13 protein-coding genes are annotated in these 17320 nt (G+C 72.9%); 7 read left to right on the plus strand and 6 right to left on the minus strand.

From position 1 onward, the window contains the following. Positions 1–62: 62 nt before the first annotated feature. A complete protein-coding gene (locus AB0K65_RS18570; RefSeq protein ID WP_365717736.1) occupies positions 63–1454 on the plus strand; it encodes an NADP-dependent succinic semialdehyde dehydrogenase in 1392 nt (463 codons plus the stop codon). Positions 1455–1505: 51 nt separating this feature from the next. Here AB0K65_RS18570 and AB0K65_RS18575 read toward each other — a convergent pair whose 3' ends face one another. Continuing rightward, entirely contained in the window at positions 1506–2519 is a 1014-nt protein-coding gene (locus AB0K65_RS18575; RefSeq protein ID WP_365717738.1) for a PHP domain-containing protein, read from the minus strand. Between the two features lie 68 nt (positions 2520–2587). Beyond that, on the minus strand, positions 2588–4666 hold the full coding sequence (locus tag AB0K65_RS18580; RefSeq protein ID WP_365717740.1) for a SpoIIE family protein phosphatase: 2079 nt from the start codon (positions 4664–4666) through the stop codon (positions 2588–2590). A gap of 766 nt (positions 4667–5432) precedes the next feature. Between AB0K65_RS18580 and AB0K65_RS18585 the strand changes: the two genes are divergently transcribed. Continuing rightward, the gene (locus tag AB0K65_RS18585) at positions 5433–5633 is read left to right on the plus strand and encodes a hypothetical protein (protein ID WP_365717742.1); all 201 of its coding nucleotides are present in this window, start codon (positions 5433–5435) and stop codon (positions 5631–5633) included. A 196-nt stretch (positions 5634–5829) separates the two neighbouring features. Here the strand turns inward: AB0K65_RS18585 and AB0K65_RS18590 are convergent, their stop codons facing one another. Next, positions 5830–6285 (minus strand): Lrp/AsnC family transcriptional regulator, encoded by a 456-nt coding sequence (locus AB0K65_RS18590; RefSeq protein ID WP_365717744.1) that lies wholly within the window; start codon positions 6283–6285, stop codon positions 5830–5832. Positions 6286–6445: 160 nt separating this feature from the next. Here AB0K65_RS18590 and AB0K65_RS18595 point away from each other — a divergent pair, with 160 nt between their 5' ends. Then, complete coding sequence (locus AB0K65_RS18595; protein ID WP_365717746.1) at positions 6446–7516, plus strand: asparaginase; 1071 nt, start codon at positions 6446–6448, stop codon at positions 7514–7516. Between the two features lie 437 nt (positions 7517–7953). Further along, the gene (locus AB0K65_RS18600; protein ID WP_365717748.1) at positions 7954–9144 is read left to right on the plus strand and encodes an acyl-CoA dehydrogenase family protein; all 1191 of its coding nucleotides are present in this window, start codon (positions 7954–7956) and stop codon (positions 9142–9144) included. Positions 9145–9291: 147 nt separating this feature from the next. On the opposite strand, the gene AB0K65_RS18605 is transcribed toward AB0K65_RS18600, so the two are convergent. The 3 genes from AB0K65_RS18605 to AB0K65_RS18615 are packed head-to-tail and all read right to left on the minus strand — an operon-like array spanning position 9292 to position 12760. Then, positions 9292–10026, minus strand: a complete 735-nt coding sequence (locus AB0K65_RS18605; RefSeq protein ID WP_365717750.1) for an ATP-binding cassette domain-containing protein — start codon at positions 10024–10026, stop codon at positions 9292–9294. After that, the gene (pstC, locus tag AB0K65_RS18610) at positions 10014–11846 is read right to left on the minus strand and encodes a phosphate ABC transporter permease subunit PstC (RefSeq protein ID WP_365717752.1); all 1833 of its coding nucleotides are present in this window, start codon (positions 11844–11846) and stop codon (positions 10014–10016) included. The genes AB0K65_RS18605 and pstC overlap by 13 nt, the downstream gene beginning before the upstream one ends. Before the next feature lie 2 nt (positions 11847–11848). After that, entirely contained in the window at positions 11849–12760 is a 912-nt protein-coding gene (locus tag AB0K65_RS18615; protein WP_365717754.1) for a phosphate ABC transporter substrate-binding protein, read from the minus strand. A gap of 871 nt (positions 12761–13631) precedes the next feature. Here AB0K65_RS18615 and AB0K65_RS18620 point away from each other — a divergent pair. Genes AB0K65_RS18620 through AB0K65_RS18630 form a run of 3 tightly spaced genes read left to right on the plus strand, consistent with a single transcriptional unit; the run spans position 13632 to position 17315 of the window. Beyond that, the gene (locus AB0K65_RS18620; protein ID WP_365717756.1) at positions 13632–14882 is read left to right on the plus strand and encodes an RCCLKC-tail radical SAM protein; all 1251 of its coding nucleotides are present in this window, start codon (positions 13632–13634) and stop codon (positions 14880–14882) included. Positions 14883–14912: 30 nt separating this feature from the next. Next, complete coding sequence (locus AB0K65_RS18625; RefSeq protein WP_365717758.1) at positions 14913–16172, plus strand: GNAT family N-acetyltransferase; 1260 nt, start codon at positions 14913–14915, stop codon at positions 16170–16172. 36 nt (positions 16173–16208) lie between these two features. After that, positions 16209–17315, plus strand: a complete 1107-nt coding sequence (locus AB0K65_RS18630; RefSeq protein WP_365717760.1) for a GTP-binding protein — start codon at positions 16209–16211, stop codon at positions 17313–17315. Positions 17316–17320: the final 5 nt, after the last annotated feature.

Below are 17320 nucleotides of genomic sequence, written 5' to 3' on the forward strand. Positions count from 1 at the left end.
TGCGCCGGGGGCCGCGGCGCGGCAGGGTTCCGTGGGAGTGGGAGACGGCAGGAGGAGACGACATGGGTATCGCCACCGTGAATCCGGCGACCGGCGAGACGCTGCGCACGTACGACACCCACGGGAGCGAGGAGATCGAGCGGCGCATCGCGGCCGCGCACGACACCTTCCGTCACTACCGCACCACCTCCTTCGCCGAGCGCGCCCGGCTGATGCGTCACGCCGCCGAACTGCTCGACGAGGACGCGGAGGACGTCGCCCGCACGATGACCACCGAGATGGGCAAGCCGGTCGCCGCCGCCCGGGCCGAGGTCGCCAAATGCGCCAAGGCCATGCGCTGGTACGCCGATCACGCCGAGGAACTGCTCGCCGACGAGCACCCCGCCGAGGCCGACGTCCGCGACTCCGGGGCCGACTCCGCGCGCGTCCACTACCGGCCCCTCGGCACTGTCCTCGCCGTCATGCCCTGGAACTTCCCGCTGTGGCAGGTCATCCGCTTCGCCGCGCCCGCACTGATGGCCGGCAACACCGGTCTCCTCAAGCACGCCTCCAACGTCCCCAGGACCGCGCTCTACCTCGGTGACCTCTTCCGCCGTGCCGGATTCCCCGAGGGCTGCTTCCAGACGCTCCTCATCGGGTCAGGCGCCGTCGAGGCCGTGCTGCGTGACCGCCGGATCGCGGCGGCCACCCTGACCGGCAGCGAGCCGGCCGGCCGCTCGGTCGCCGCGATCGCGGGCGACGAGGTCAAGAAGACCGTCCTGGAGCTCGGCGGCAGCGACCCGTACATCGTCATGCCCTCGGCCGACCTTCCCCGGGCGGTCAAGACGGCCGTCACCGCGCGCGTGCAGAACAACGGCCAGTCCTGCATCGCCGCCAAGCGCTTCATCGTCCATCAGGACGTCTACGACGACTTCGCCGAGCGCTTCACCGCCGCCATGAGCGCCCTGACCGTCGGCGACCCCCTCGACGAGTCCACCGATGTGGGCCCCCTCGCCACCGAACAGGGCCGGGCCGACCTGGAGGAGCTGGTCGACGACGCCGTGCGGCAGGGTGCCACGGTTTTGTGCGGCGGAGGGCGGCCCGAGGACCGGCCGCGCGGCTGGTTCTACCGCCCCACCGTGCTCACCGGCATCACGCCCCAGATGCGCATCCACCAGGAGGAGACCTTCGGCCCGGTCGCCACGCTCTACCCGGTGACCGACATCGAGGAAGCCGTCACCGTCGCCAACGACTCGCCGTTCGGCCTCAGTTCGAACGTCTGGACCCGTGACGACGAGGACGTCGCCTTCTTCGTACGCGATCTCCAGGCCGGCGGCGTCTTCGTCAACGGCATGACCGCGTCCCACCCGGCGCTGCCCTTCGGCGGAGTCAAGCGCTCCGGGTACGGTCGCGAACTGGCCGGCCACGGCATCCGCGAGTTCTGCAACGCGACGACGATCTGGCGGCGCGCCTGAGATCCTGGTGCGCCTGGCGCAGCGGCGGTCCTGAGGTCGCGGCGCGGTCCGTCAGCTCTCGCGCGTCCACGCCAGCAGCTCCTCCGCCGACCAGGTGTTGATCACCCGCTCGGCCGGCACCCCGCACTCCTCCGCCCGCGCGCACCCGTAGATCTGCCACTCCAGCTGCCCCGGCGCGTGGGCGTCGGTGTCCACGGCGAAGTACACGCCCGCCTCCACCGCCCGGCGCAGGAGCCGACGGGGCGGATCGAGGCGCTCCGGCCGGCTGTTGATCTCCACGGCGGTCCCCGACTCGGCGCACGCGGCGAACACCCGGTCCGCGTCGAACTCCGACTCGGGCCGCGGCCGTCCGCCGCTCACCAGCCGCCCCGTGCAGTGGCCGAGGACGTCCATCAGCGGGTTGCGTACGGCCTTCTCCATCCGGCGGGTCATGGCCGGCGCGTCCATGCGCAGCTTGGAGTGCACCGAACCGACCACCACGTCGAGCCGGTCGAGCAGCTCCGGCTCCTGGTCGAGCGAGCCGTCCTCGAGGATGTCGCACTCGATCCCGGTCAGCAGCCGGAAGGGCGCCCATCGCTCGTTCAGCTCGGCGACCACGTCCAGCTGCTCGCGCAGCCGTTCCGGTGAGAGACCGCGCGCCACCGTCAGCCGGGGCGAGTGGTCGGTCAGGACGGCCCAGTCGTGGCCGATCGACGCCGCCGCGCGCCCCATGTCCTCGATGGTGCTGCCGCCGTCGGACCAGTCGGAGTGCAGATGGCAGTCGCCGCGGAGCGCCGCCCGCAGGGTGTCACCGCCCTCGGCCCGCGGGACGTCGATCTCCTCCTCCAGGCGGGCCAGATAGGCGGGCACCTGCCCGGCCAGGGCCTCCCGGACCACCGCCGCGGTCTTCGGCCCGATGCCCTTCACCGACTCCAGCGTCCCGCCGGCCGCGCGGCTCTCCAGTTCGCCGTCCGCCATCGCCGCGACGGCCGCCGACGCCGTACGGAACGCGCGCACCCGGTAGGTGGGCGCCTGCGAGCGCTCCAGCAGAAAGGCGATCCGGTCCAGCGCCGCCACGGGGTCCATCGCGCGACTCCTCCTTCGTGACTCGTCCGTCGGTCCGGTGGCGACCGGCGGTCCTCGGCGGCCCTCGGTCAGGTCGAGGGCGCACCGGCCGGTGTCGGCACCGGGCCGATCTCGCACCACACCGCCTTGCCCTCGCCGCGGGGCTCGACGCCCCAGCGCGACGAGAGCGCGTCCAGCAGCAGCAGTCCGCGCCCCGAGGTCGCCGCCTCGCCCGGCGTCCGCCTGCGCGGCCAGGCACTCGAACGGTCCTGGACCGACAGACGCACCCGACGCACCGGTTCCGGAAGCACCTCGAGTGTGAGCACCGCACCGCCCTCGGTGTGGAGCAGGACGTTCACCAGCAGCTCCCCGGTCAGCAGCTCGGCGTCATCGGCCAGGTCGTCCATGTCCCAGTCCCGCAGCGCCTGCCCGACCGCCGCCCGCGCGTCCGAGAGCCCCTGCGGATCGGCCTGGTGGATGTACTGGTGGATGCGTGGTGCGCGCGGAGTGCCCGGATCCGGACTGCGCCGCAGCACGAGCAGCGCCACGTCGTCCTCCGCGCCCCACCGCTCCCACAGCCGTTCGGAGAGGTGGTCGGCGAGCGCCTCCGCCTGCGGCGGGCCGGTCCGCACCGCGTCGGCGAGCGCCGCCAGGCCGGCCTCGATGTCCGCGCCGGGCTGCTCGACCAGGCCGTCCGTGTGCAGGACCAGCGTCTCGCCGGGCACCAGGTCGAGCCGGGTCTCGGGGAACTCCTCCTCGCCGAACACGGTCGCCAGGCCCAGCGGCAGACCGCCGCGGAGCTTGGGCCGGCCCACCCGGCCGTCCGTGTGCCGGATCAGCGGGTCCAGATGCCCGGCGCGCACGGCGCGCACGGTGCCGCCGGAGAGGTCCACCTGGGCGTAGGTGCAGGTCGCGAACCGGTTGGTGTCGAGTTCGGCGAGGAAGCGCGAGGCGCGGGCCAGCACGGTCGAGGGGGCGTGGCCCTCGCCGGCGTACGCCCGCAGGGCGATCCGGAGCTGGCCCATGATCGCGGCGGCGTGGGTGTCGTGGCCCTGGACGTCCCCCACCACGATCCCCACCCGGCCGCGGGGGAGCGGGATGACGTCGTACCAGTCGCCGCCGACCTGCCGGCCGCTCCACGCCGCGTGGTAGCGGACCGCGATCTCGCCGCCCGTGATCTCCGGGATGCGGCGGGGCAGCATCGTCTCCTGGAGGCCGGTGGCGAGGGCCCGCTCCTCGTCGAAGAGGAGGGCGCGCTGGAGCGACTGGGCGACGATCGCGGCGAGACCGAGGGCGAGGTTGCGCTCGTCCGCGCTGAAGGCGGTACGGCCCCGGTAGAACAGCGCCATGCCGCCCAGCGAGCGGGCCTGGGCGACCAGCGGCAGATAGCAGGCGGCCCGGAACCGCATCCGGGCCACGTACGGCGCGAGCTCAGGGAAGTCCCGTCCGAGGGCGGGGAACGCCGGCACGAACCGTGGCCGTCCGCTCAGCACGGCCTCGGCCAGGGGCAGCCCCCGGTCGAGCCGGCGCGAACGGAAGTCGTCGAGGATCTCCAGGGACTCCCCGCTGAGCGCGATGAGGTTGAGCGAGCCGTTCTCCACGAGACCGAGCGCCAGACCGTCCGCGCCGAGCCGGGCGAGCCCGCCGGGGCCGGTCAGGGCGGCCGTCACGTCGTCGACGGTCACCGCCCGCGACAGGGCGTGCGTGGTCCGCTCGACGATGCTGGTCTGCACCTCGCGGCGCCGTTCGAGCTCGAGGACGAAGTCGGAGTGCGTGACCTCCGCGGTGGTGTCCCGCACGATGCCGACGATCCGGTGGGCCATGCCGTCGGGCTTCCGCAGAATCCGCGCCTGCACATGCGTCCACTGGGGTGTTCCGTCCTCCATGTCGACCCGGAAGTGCGCGGTGTACGAGGTCTGGCCGGTGATGATCGCGTGGCGGATCACGGCGTCGAGGTCGGCCCGGTCCTCGGGCGCCAGCGCCTGCACGAGGGTGGCGGGCCGGCCGTCGAAGGCGCCCGCTCCCATCCCGAAGACCAGCAGCCCGGCCTCGTCGACATCGATGGTGCCCGTGTCGAGGTCCCAGTCGAAGCTGCCGGTGCGATTCATGGCGAGCCGCTCGGTCGGCCCGATCTCGCCACGGCGGGTGCCCCGGTCGTCGTCGGTCATCCCCCCCATTGTCGAACCCGCGTCCCGCCGACGCCATGGCGGCGACACGGCGCGCCGCCGAAGTTTTCCGGGTCGGGGACGCCCGGACGGCTCGATCGCGGCCTTTCGGGCGGGACCGGGGTCGCCACGGTGGTCAGGCGCGGTGTGGGAGGCGGTGCGGCGGTGCGGGTAGCGCGGGCCCGGGAGCGGGTGCGGCCGCCGTGGCGAGGGACGCGGATCCGCCGTTCCGGCGAAGGCAGCGGCGCCCGGGGGCCCCGCCAGGGGTCGGCTCCCTCGCGGGTCGCGACGCGCTGGACGGGCGGGCCGGCGCGGGGCGCCGGACTCACGGGGGCGCGGTCCCGCCGGCCGGGAGTCCCCGGGCGAGCGCCGGGGCGGGAGGGGAAGCCCGTGGGGCCTGCCTCCGCCGGCGCGCAGCGGGCAGGACGCGGTCCTCCGACGCGTACGGCCACGGGTGGGCGCCCGGCTCCTCGGCGCCTACGACGCCCTCGAGGACACGGCCGGAGCCGGCTTCCGGCCTTCACGGCGCACACGGAGGCGTCCGTCAGGGATCGGGCCGAGGATGCCCCGCGCGCGGTGCTGGACCGGCGGACCTTCACCCGGGGGTACGAGGAGGGCGGGCGCCTGCCGCTGAGGGAAGCGGCCGCCCTCGTCCGAGGCGCGCGGGTCGCCGGTCACCGCCATGGCGATCCGGCCACCCCCGGTGCCCGGATGCGGGACGGGGGGCGGGCCGCGAGAATGGCGAGTGCCGGAAGAACGAGGAGGCGGCATGAACGCTGAGTCCGAGAAGACATCCCGGGGGGAAAGCCCGACGCCCGACAGCCTTCTGCATGCCGGGTCCGAGGGCGAGTTCACGGCGGAGGACCTGGTCCTCGCCTCCGGCCGTGACATGAGTCCGAAGAACCTGGCCTGGGCGGAACGCCGCATGGCGGAGAAGGGTCGCGCTTCCCTGGACGAGCTTCTTCCCTAGACGTGGTTCCGGCCCCGCCCCGCCGGGAGGAGACAGCTCCGCCCGGCGGGGCGGCAGCCGGTTCCCCGGACTGACGTACGGAACGCGACGGCGTTCCCGGCTGCCCGGCACGGAGCGGACTCCCACGGATGCCGCCGCTCGCGCACACCCTGGTCACCCCGTCCTGCGCCGGACGGATGCCGCGCCCGCGCGGGCCTCACCGGGCGATGGGCAGGCCGTGATCCTCCTTGACCCGCTTCATGATGATCTGGGAGTTCACCTCGGTCACGCCCGCCAGGGACGTCAGCCGCTCGATCCACAGCTGCTCGTACGCGGCCAGGTCGGCCACGGCGATCCGCAGCAGACATCCGGGGCTGCCGAACAGCCGGTACGCCTCGATGACGTCCGGGATGTCCTGCAGCGCCTCCTCGAACGCCTGGACGGTGTCGCGGTCCCGCCGCACCTCGATCGAGACCAGGACCTCGAAGCTCCGTCCCACCGCCTCGGGGGCGATGACCGCGCGGTACCCCTGGATCACCCCGTCCTGTTCCAGCTGGCGCACCCGGCGCATGCAGGCCGAGGCGCTCAGGCCGATCCGCTGGGCGAGCTCCAGATTGGTGAGACGCCCGTCGTCCTGAAGCTCACGCAAGATACTTCGATCGATCCGGTCCATCACGCAATCATGCACCGCGGATGAGCGCGAACGAAGCCGACTTCGCAATCGCGTTGCGCGGCAACTGCCCTATCGTGTCGGCGGCGACGTCCGGACCGCTCGCGGGGTCCGTCCGTTCGACCCCCCACAGCACCCCCACCCCCCTCCAAGGCAGACACCTATGACGCGCGACGACCGGACACGGCGGATCGTTCTCATCAGCACCGGCGGAACCATCGCCAGCCGCTGGCAAGGCACGGGGTACGCCGCCGACGCGCCGGGCGACGACGTCCTGGCCACCGCCGCGCTGCCGGAGGGGATCGCGGTCGAGGTCGTCGACCTGTTCAACGTCAACAGCTCCCGTATGACGACCCGCCGCCAGCTCACCCTGCTGCGTACGGTCCACGAGACGCTGGCCGATCCGGGCGTCGACGGCATCGTCATCACCCACGGCACCGACACCCTGGAGGAGACGGCGTTCCTGCTGGACCTCCACCACGACGACCCGCGGCCGGTCGTCCTGACCGGCGCCCAGCGACCGCTGGGTACGGCCGACGGGGACGGGCCCGGCAACCTCTGCGACGCCCTCCAGATCGCCGCCAGCGTGCGGGACCTCGGTGTCCTCATCGCCTTCGACGGCCGCGTCCACGCGGCGCGCGGCACGGTGAAGACCCAGACCCTGGGCGTCGACGCCTTCTCGGACCCCTCCGACCAGCCGCTCGGCAAAGTCGGGTTCAGCCGGGTCCACATCCAGCGCCGGCCCGACCGGTCCCTCCCCCTGCCGCTGCCCCCGGCCGCCTGCGCTCCCGACGACGAGCCCGAGGGCCTGCCGCGCGTCGACATCGTCACCCACCACTCCGACGGCGACCCGCTGCTCCTGAACGCCGCCGTCGCCGCCGGTGCGCAGGGCGTCGTCCTGGTGGCCACCGGCGCGGGCAACGCCACCCCCGAGATAGCCGCCGCCGTCGCCGACGCGGTCGCCGGGGGAGTCCTGGTCGCCGTGACCACGAGGGTCCCCGCGGGGCCCGTCGCCGAGATCTACACCGGGGGCGGAGCGGTCGACCTGGTCGAGGCCGGCGCCGTCCTCACCGGCACCCTCCGGGCCGGCCAGGCCCGTATCGCCGTGCTCGCCGCGGTCCTCGGCGAAACGGACCCCGCCCGGCGCGCCGAGACCCTCGCCCCCCTGCTGGACGGTCCCGTCCGCTCGGAGCCCGCCCTGGCGGCCGGCGGCTCCCGCTTCTCGGCCGGCTGACCGCACCCCAGGCCCGCCCCGGGAGTCGCGCGCCTTCCTGACGGCCGGCTCCCGCGGCCGGAGTCTTGCCGGGCCCGGGCCTTCCTCGGGCCCCGCTCTCGTGGACCACGCCTCGGGGGCTCGTGCCCCTCGGCCGCCCCGGCGCTGACGTCCTTCCGCCCGGGGCCGGAGCCGATCCGGCAGGCGTGCCCCCCCCACACGCCCGCCCCTGCCCCCGCCGCCCCGACGTCCCACCTCGCCCCTGCCCCCGCCGCCCCGACGTCCGGCCGCACGCCACTCCGAGGCGTCAAAGCGTCCGCCCCGGGCTTTCTCGGGCCCCGGGCCGCGAGGTCTCGCGCGGCCCGGGGGCTTCCCCATTTATGGAACACGTTCTACCGTGTCCGCCGTCGCGCGCGCCGCCCCGCACCGCACCGAGGACGCTGCCCCGGGAGGACCCCATGCACCTCGCGTACACGCCCGCCCAGCACCGCCTGCGCGCGGAGCTGCGTGCGTACTTCGCCGAACTCGTCCCGGACGACGTCCACGCCCGCTACGCCGACCCGGCAGCCCAGAAGCGGTTCTACCGCGAGACGGTGCGCCGACTCGGCTCCGACGGGTGGCTCGGGGTCGGCTGGCCCGTCGAGTACGGCGGGCGCGGACTCGGAGCCATGGAACAGTTCATCTTCTTCGACGAGGCGGCCCAGGCCGGGGTACCGCTGCCGCTCATGGCCCTCAACACCGTCGGGCCGACGATCATGCGGTTCGGGACGGACGAGCAGAAGGGCTACTTCCTCCCCCGGATCCTCTCCGGGGAGATCGACTTCGCCATCGGCTACAGCGAGCCCGACGCGGGCACCGACCTCGCCGCCCTGAAGACCCGGGCGGTCAGGGAGGGCGACGACGCCACGGGTCACTACACGGTGAACGGCCAGAAGATCTGGACGACCAACGGCGACACCGCCGACTGGGTCTGGCTCGCCGTCCGCACCGACCCGGACGCCCCGCCGCACAAGGGCATCACCATGCTGCTGGTGCCGACCTCCGATCCGGGCTACTCCTGCACCCTGATCAACACCCTCGCCTCGCACGACACCACGGCGAGCTACTACGACGACGTGCGCGTGCCCGTCTCCCGGCGCGTCGGCGGGGAGAACGAGGGCTGGCGCCTGATCACCAACCAGCTCAACCACGAGCGCGTCACCCTCGCGGCCCACGGCACCATGGCGATCCGCGCCCTGCACGACGTCCAGCGCTGGGCCGCCGACACCAAGCTCGCCGACGGCCGCAGGGTGATCGACCTCGGCTGGGTGCGCCGCTGCCTGGCGCGTACGCACACCCGGCTCGACGCGATGAAACTCCTCAACTGGCAGATGGTCCACGCCGTGCAGCACGGCACCCTCACCCCCCAGGACGCCTCCGCCGTCAAGGTCTACGGCTCCGAGGCCCGCCGCGACGCGTACGCCTGGCTCATGGAGGTCGTCGGCTCGGCGGGCCCCCTCAAGGAGGGCTCGGCCGGCGCGGTCCTGCACGGCGAGCTCGAACGCGGCTACCGCTCCGCCGTCATCTTCACCTTCGGCGGCGGCAACAACGAGATCCAGCGCGAGATCATCTCCTGGATCGGCCTGGGCATGCCCCGCGTGCGCCGCTAGCGTGCCCGGGAACTCCCCGGAAGGGGCGTCCGGCGCATCCACCGTCGCACGGACGGGCCGTGGAGTCGCCGAGACGCCGGTCACGCCGCGGCCCGCCGTCGCGGGGAGAGCGCGACGACGGGCCCGGAGGAGGGGGCGGACGAGCGCTCAGACCGCCGCCGCGGACGGCTCGCAGGTGTTCGGCAGGTCGATACGGACCGTCCGGTCGCAGAGTCGCTCCACCTGCGCGGGGTCGTGGGAGACGAGCAGGACCGTCCGGTTGCCCCGCAGGGCCGCCACGGACTCCTCGACCGTGTCGCGGCTCCGCTCGTCCAGGGCGCTCGTCGGCTCGTCGAGCAGGAGGGCCGCCGGTTCGAGGGCCAGGGCCCGGGACAGGCACAGCCGTTGACGCTGGCCGTTGGAGAGCGTCTGGGCAGGCGTGTCCAGCCGGTCGCAGACCTCGTTCCACAGGCCCGCCTCGCGCAGCGCCTGCTCGACGCGGTCGTGCAGCTCCGTCCGGGACGCCCGCACGAGGTGACGGAGGCCGAACAGGGCGTTGTCCAGGATGCTGCCGCCGAAGACCACGGGGGTCTGCGGTACGAGGACGACCGTGCTGCGCAGGCCGGCGTCGCCCTTGCCGTAGCGGACGGGACGCCCGAGGACCTCCACCTCGCCCTGACGGCGGAGGCCGTGGGGAAGCAGGTCGACCAGGGCGCGCAGCACGGTGGACTTGCCGGCGCCCGACGGCCCGCACAGGCCGGTGGTGGACCCGGGGGCCAGCTCGAACGTCACCGGTCCGACCAGGCGCTTCGTACCGTCGAGGATCTCCAGGTCGCGGACCGCGATGACGGCCCTGTCGACCAGGGCGGCCACGGCCGCGGCACCGGTTGTCACGTCGTCCATCGTCGTGCTCCTTCGAAGCGGTTGCGCAGGAAGACCGCCAGGCTGAGCAGGCCCGCGGTGATCAGGACCAGGACGAGGGCGCTGCCCCACGCCTGGGCGATCGCCTCCGGGGCGCCCGAGTCCTGCGACAGGGTGAAGATGTGCGTGGGCAGGGCCTGGACCGGCGCGTCGACGACGCCGGCCGGGAGGGCGGGGGCCCCGAAGAACACCGTGGCGGTGAAGATCAGGGGGGCCGTCTCGCCCGCCGCGCGGGCCAGGCCGAGCAGCAGGCCGGTGAGCGTGGCCGGCCACGTGTACGGAATGACCACGGAGCGGACGTACTGCGAGCCGGTGAGGCCCAGCGCCAGTGCGGCCTCGGTGATCTCCCCCGGCATGCTCCGGATCCGGCCCGCTGTGGTCAGGGCGACCACCGGTACCACCACCGGCACCAGCACCACGGCGCCGGCCAGCCAGGAACGGCCCCAGCCCATGGTCGTGCAGAACAGGACGTACCCCGCGAGGCCGAGCAGGATGGTGGGCGTCCCGCCGACCGCCACGGTCAGCGTCTCCAGGACGCGGGCGGTCTTCGCGGAGGCACGCGTGCCGATCACGATGCCCGCGCCGTAGCCGAGCGGCAGCGCGATCACCGCGGTGGTCGCGAGGAGCAGGAGCGTACCGACGATCTGGTCGCGGATGCCGCCACCCGCCGCGCCCTCGGAGGGCGAGAACCAGAAGACGGGATTCAGGGCCGCGCCGCCGCGGGCCAGCAGGATGCCGAGCATGCCGACGAGCAGGGCCCCCGGCAGCAGCAGGGCCCCGAGCCGGACGACGGTGGTGAGCCGGTCCTTCGGCGCGCGCAGCCACGCGGAGGACCGACGGGCACGCGGAGCGCGCGCGGCCCGCCCCGTGGAGCCGCGGGTACCCCACACGGTGGCGGCGGCGACCAGGGCGAGCAGGATGACGCCGAGACCGCACAGGGCCGCGAAGTACGGGCCGGAGGTGCCCGCGAGCATCGGCTCGGGGCCGGCCAGCTTGGTGGTGAGCGTCTGGCCCGGGCGCACGAGGAAGGAGAAGAAGTCACCCCACGACTCCGGCAGCCGTCCGTCGGCGCGGCCGATGACCATGAAGACGGCGATGGCCTCACCCAGTGCCCGGGCCAGGCCCAGGAGGACGCCGGCGCGCATGCCCGACCGGGCCAGGGGGCGTACGGCGGAACGGACGACCTCACGGCGGGTCAGGCCGAGGGCGTACGCGGCCTCCCGGTACCGGTCGGGCACGGCGGCCAGCGCGTCCACGCTGACCGCCACGATCGTCGGCATGATCATCACGGCGAGGACGATGCCGGCGGCGAGGAGGCTGTCGCCGCCCGGCACGTCACCGAGGTCCGCCACGAACGGCCGGATCACCATGATGCCGATCAGGCCGTAGACGATGGAGGGGACCGCTGCCAGGAGTTCGATGCTCAGGCGCAGCGGCCTGGCGAGGCGCGGCGGCAGGTACTCGGACAAGGCGACGGCCGCCGCCCAGCCGATCGGGACGGCGAGCACCAGCGCCAGGACGCATACGACCGCCGAGCCGTAGATCATGGCCAGGCCGCCGAAGGCGAGGTCGCCCGGACTCCAGGTGGACGAGGTGAACAGGGCCGCCCAGTCGACGGTTCCGCTCGCGATGCCCGTGACCAGGTAGCCGAGCAGGACCGCGAGGGTGAGCAGCACGGACAGGATGCCGCTGTACGCCCAGCCCCAGACCCATCTCGCCCGGCTGCCGCGGCCGCTCCCGGAGGAGCGCCGCGGCACGGCGGGTCGGGGCGCCCTGGCGGGGCGCTCCAGAGTGAGACCCATGGTCAGAGGCCCATCTGCTCGCGCGTGAGGTAGCCGTGCTTGGGCAGCAGCTTCTGGCCCTCGGGCGAGAGGATGTGGTCGATGTACTGCTTGACGGTGCCCTGCGGCCGGCCGTTGGTGATCATGTACAGGGGACGGGTCATCGGGTACTTGCCGGATGCCACGTTCGCGAGGGTGGGGGCGACGCCCTCCAGGGGCACGGCGACCAGTTCGGGGTGACCGTCGATGAAGCCGGTCGACAGCGGTGCGACGGAACCGCGGGTCGACTTCAGCTTGTTGCGGGTCTCCAGGTTGCCGCCGACGACGGCGTAGTTCGCCGACTTGGGCGGGGCCGGAGGCGCGTCCTTGCCGTAGATGAACTTGTCGAGCACCTCGCGGGTCCCGCGGCCCGGCTCCTTGTCGTACACGAAGACCTGGAGGTCGGGGCCGCCGACCTCCTTCCAGTTGGTGATCCTGCCCTCGAACAGACCCGCCACCTGCGCCTTGGACAGGCCCTTGACCCCGCCGTCGGCCACTTCCCTGGTGATGATGACGCCGACGGCGTCCGCACCGATCTGCGTGGTGACGAACTCGGTGCCGGGGTACGTCTTGTGGTCCTTGTCGGACAAGGGCTTGGAGCTGAGGGCGATGTCGATCTGACCGGTGCCGAGCTGGGAGATGCCGCCGGCGGAGCCGCCCTGCGTGGCGACGGTGATGTTCAGGCCCTTGGCCTTCAGCGCCTCGGCGGCGTCGGAGGCGACCGGGGCGACGGTGGTGGAGCCGCTGGCCTGGATGGCGTCCGAGCCGGCCTTCGCGGAGCCGGCGCAGCCGGTCAGGGCGGCCGAGAGGAGGAGAGCGGCGGAGGCGACGGAGGCGCCCTGGCGGACACGGCGTCCGGTGAGGCGCGGTGCCGAGCTGCGTATGTCGCAGGACATGAAAGACATGGCGGTGCCTTTGCGGTGAGGGAAGGGGTGGGAGTCAGGGAACAGGAACAGCGGTCGGGGACCACCGCCCATGGGGCAGGCGGGTCCGGGGCCGGGCGTGGCACGGGTGCGGCCGTGAGCGCCGGTGGCACTCATCTGCCGCGGGGGCGAGACGGGCGGACGCGGGCGAGCCCGCGGGTGCTCCGGGAGGGCGACGCGGTGGATATCGAGCGTGCGGATGACGGCGACGTACGGTCTGCAGCCGGATGCCCTGGCGATCCTTACCGCGTTCCCCGTTGAACTCGCCCGGGACCGGAGGGGGCTGCTGCCGTGGGACGCTCACGCGCCGGAACGACTGGTGCTCGGCCCACTCCCCTTTGAAGGGCCTGAAGCGTGATGACATCGGTACCGTCCACCCGCTGACCCCGGGTGCGGACCGCGATGCCGTGGGCGAACGTTACCGCCTCCGAGTCGTCCTGGCGACCTCTTGATTGCTCGAAATCATCGATGTTTGGCGATTGAATCCGGCCCCGCGGCTTGGTCTGCCGAAGGTGCCGGCCGGGCCTGCCGTGAAGGGGGCAGCCCCTGGGCCGCTCGCCGGCCTCCTTGCCGTCGACGGCTTCACGCTGCGTGAACCACCCACATCGAACGGCCCGTCACTCCTCGCAACCAGCCACAGACGTGGGCGAATCGGGGCAGTGGCTCTCCGTGGCGACGGGGCCACGGAGGGATGGTCTTTCAGTCATTCATCGATCTATTGACATACATCGCTCAACGCTGGCAGGGTTCCGGCCGTCGGCCGACAGCGTCGTTACCGACCAGGGCTCTGACCCGGCCCCATCTCGCTCCGTTCACGCTCCTTGATCACTCCCTGGGGGGAAGTGTGAGTAGTCCCCGTGTTCTGGTTGCCTCCGCGTTCGAAGCGGAGCTTCAGCCCCTGACATCCGCGTGTGCGGCCGCCGCTCTGCAGCACCACGGCGCCGACGTCGTCGGCTGGGACGCGCACCTGCTTCCCGACGCCATCCCGGAAGGCCCCTTCGACCTCACGCTCGTCTCCGTCCAGCAGTTCGAGGGCCTCGAGCGGGGCATCGCCCTGGCGCGCAGGGTCGCGGAGGCGTACGGCACCACGGTCGTGACCTTCGGCCAGTACGCGCAGATGAACCACCGGGAGTTCCTCGACGTCGCCGACGGCATCATCATGGAGGAGCCCGAGCTCATCAGCGAGGAGCTGGCCCAGCTCGCCGCCGGCACCCTCGCGCTCGACGCCGTGCCCGCCCTGATGACCCGCACGGGCATGCGGCCCAAGCCCCCGCGTCGGCGCATCTCGGTCACCAAGCCCGCCCGGGACCTGTTCCCCTCGCTCGTGCACTACCCGGCGCACCACTCGCCGTTCGGCCTGATGGGCAACATCGAGGCGTCCCGCGGCTGTCACCACAAGTGCACCTACTGCTCCGTCTACGGCGCGTACGACGGCGGCGTCGCCGCCTACGACGCCGACAGCGTCCTGGCCGACGCGCTACAGCTGGCGGAGGAGGGCGTCCGGCACTTCTGCTTCATCGACGCCGAGTTCTTCAACTCCCGCACCATCGGCATCGGTGTGGTCGAGCGGCTCGTCGAGGCCATCGGCCCGATCACGTTCGAGTTCACCACCCGCGTCGACCACGTCCTCGACTACACCAAGGAACTGGAGAAGCTCGTCTCACTCGGGCTGCGCCGCGTCACCTGCGCGCTCGAGTTCCCCTCCAACCGCATCCTGCGCATCTTCGACAAGCACATCGACGTCGACCACATGCGCGAGGCGGTCGACGAGGCCGAGCGGATCGGCTTCGAGCTGTACCCGACGTTCATCCCCTTCACCCCGTGGATCGAGTACGAGGAGCTCCTCGGCTTCGAGGACTGGCTGGTCGAGACGGGCCTCGCCCGCGTCACCGACCCGACCGCACTGCAGACCCGTCTGCTGCTGTTCAAGGGCTCGCCGCTGCTCTCCTCGCCGTGGATGGAGGACATCGCCACCGTCGACCGCGGCTTCTGGGTGGAGTGGACGCACCCCGACAAGCGCGTCGAGGAACTCTGGCAGGAGCGCCGTACCGACGCCGAGGACGCGGGCAAGATCCGCTGCTGCGTGAAGTGCTGACCCGCCCGCTCACAAGACAAGGACACTGACATGGGTGGATCACCCCGCGTCGTCATCACCACCGGCCAGGCCCTCCCGGACATGGACTGGAACGGTGAGCTCGCCGGCCTCACCGATTCGTGGCCGTACCTCGGACCCACCTGGCTGCGCGCCACGGAGAAGGTACTCCCCGACGTCCAGCCCTGGCACACCCTGGCACACCGCGCCCGCGGCGAACTGGCCCTCCTCCCCGGCTACATCCTCACCACCCCGCCGGTCGTCGACCACGAGCCGCGCACCTACCTGGGATGGCAGGCGCCCTCCGGAGAAGAGGTGTGCTGCGGCGCCGAGACCGACGCCGCGCGCAGCGCCGAGGTCGACGCCCTGGGCACCGATCCCTTCTTCCCGACGCTCCTGCTCGGCTCCCCGCTGGGCTACCGCACCGAGGTGGCGTACAACTTCTGGACCCCCACCCTGATGGGGGCCATCGTCGACAAGCTGGTGCCGGCCGCGTTCGAGGCGGGCATCCGCTGCATCGTCGCCCCCTGGATCCCCCGCCGCCGCGGCAACGACGCGCTCGTCGACGCGCTCGGCGCCGCCGGCGCGTCCAGCACCTTCTGGGGCTACGAGGACTTCATGAGCCTCGACGCGCCCGACTGGGAAGGACACCTCGCCGCACTGCCGCTGAAGAAGCGTCAGCGCATCAAGGGCGACGTCCGCCGCGCCGAGGCGGCCGGCGTGACGATCGAGCGCGTCGACGGCGGCGACATCCGCCCCTTCGTCGCCCGCATCGCCGAACTCACCTGCCTCAACCGCGAGAAGAACGGCGCGGGCGAGGAGCCGGAGCACATCGTCGGGATCCTCTCCGCCCTCATCGACGAGGGCGCCGACGTCCGCGCCTACCTCGGCTACAAGGACGGCGCGCTGGTCGCCACCTGCGTCACCATCCGCAAGAACCACCGGCTCTTCCCGAAGTGGGCCGGGTTCGACTACGCCGCGATCGGCGAGCGCAGCGGCATCTACTTCGCCCTCGTCCTGGACGCGCCCGTCCGTGACGCCTACGCCGAGGGGCTGCGCACCGTCGAGTTCGGCGCGGGAGCCCACCAGGCGAAGGCCCTGCGCGGCTGCACACCCCGCGAAGTCACCACCTCGATGCTGCTCTCCGACCCGGCGCTGCGCCCGCGGGCGAACGCCTGGCTGGACGCCTTCGGAAACAGTCGGCGCGTCGCGTTCGGCGCCGCGTCCCCCGCCCCGGCCCAGCCCGCGAACCTGCCCCTCCTGGGCGGCTCCGGCGACGGCTGCTGCGGCTGACCCGCCCGGCTCCACGACAAGGACGAGAAGGACCACATGATCACCTTCATCCCCCTGACCGGATTCCTCGGGGCGGGCAAGACCACCACCATGACCGCCGCCGCGCTCGCGCTCCAGGAGCAGGGCCGCAAGGTCGCCGTCATCACCAACGACCAGGGCGTCGAACTGGTCGACACCAAGCTCGTGCGGAGCAAGCTCGACAGCGTCGCCGAGGTCACCGGCGGCTGCTTCTGCTGCAAGTTCGAGGACCTCGTCGAGGCGATCGTCGCGCTGGTCGCCTCGGACAGCGTCGACACCGTGATAGCCGAGGCCGTCGGCAGCTGTACGGACCTCCAGGCCACCGTCGTACGGCCGCTGCGCCAGTACTACGGCGACGACATGGTCGTCGCCCCCCTGACCACCGTGGTCGACCCGCTGCGGCACCTGGCCTTCGCCCGCGCCGCCGAGCGGGGCGAGCCGGAGTCGGACCTGTCGTACCTCTTCCGCCAGCAGGTCACCGAGGCCGACGTCATCGCCGTGAACAAGCTGGACACCATCACGGCGGACCGCGCCGAGCAACTCCTCGCCTCGCTCCGCACGAGCAACCCGAAGGCGACCGTCGTCGGCTACTCGGCCACCACGGGCGCCCACCTGGAGACGCTCCTCGACGCGTGGCAGGCGCCGGCGACGAACGAGGACGTCGTCCTCGACATCGACTACGACCGCTACGCGGCCGCCGAGGCCCAGCTCGCCTGGATGAACCAGGAGCTCGACCTCACCGCCGCCGGGAACGGGTTCGACGCGACCGCCTGGGCCCGCACGGTCCTTCAGGAGCTGTCGGCCTGGGCCGCGGAGCACGACGCCGTGATCGGGCACGCCAAGATCACCGTCGAGACGGCCGACGGCGACTTCGCCAAGCTCAGCCTCACCGAGTCCGGTGCGCAGCCCACCCTCGACCGCGCCGCCGCCGCGGCGGCGCCCGCCGGCCGGGCCGTCGTCAACGCCCGGGTCGCCTGCGAGCCCGACGCCCTCGACGCGGCCGTGACCGAGGCCGTCAAGGCCGCCGACCTGGCCGCCGCCGTCACCTCCTCGGCGACCACCCCGGTGTCGTTCAAGCCCTCCTACCCGCGCCCCGTGCACCGCCTCGCCCCCGCCGGCGCCTGACCGAG

The organism is Streptomyces sp. NPDC053755 (assembly GCF_040677675.1).
Classification (GTDB): Bacteria; Actinomycetota; Actinomycetes; order Streptomycetales; family Streptomycetaceae; genus Streptomyces.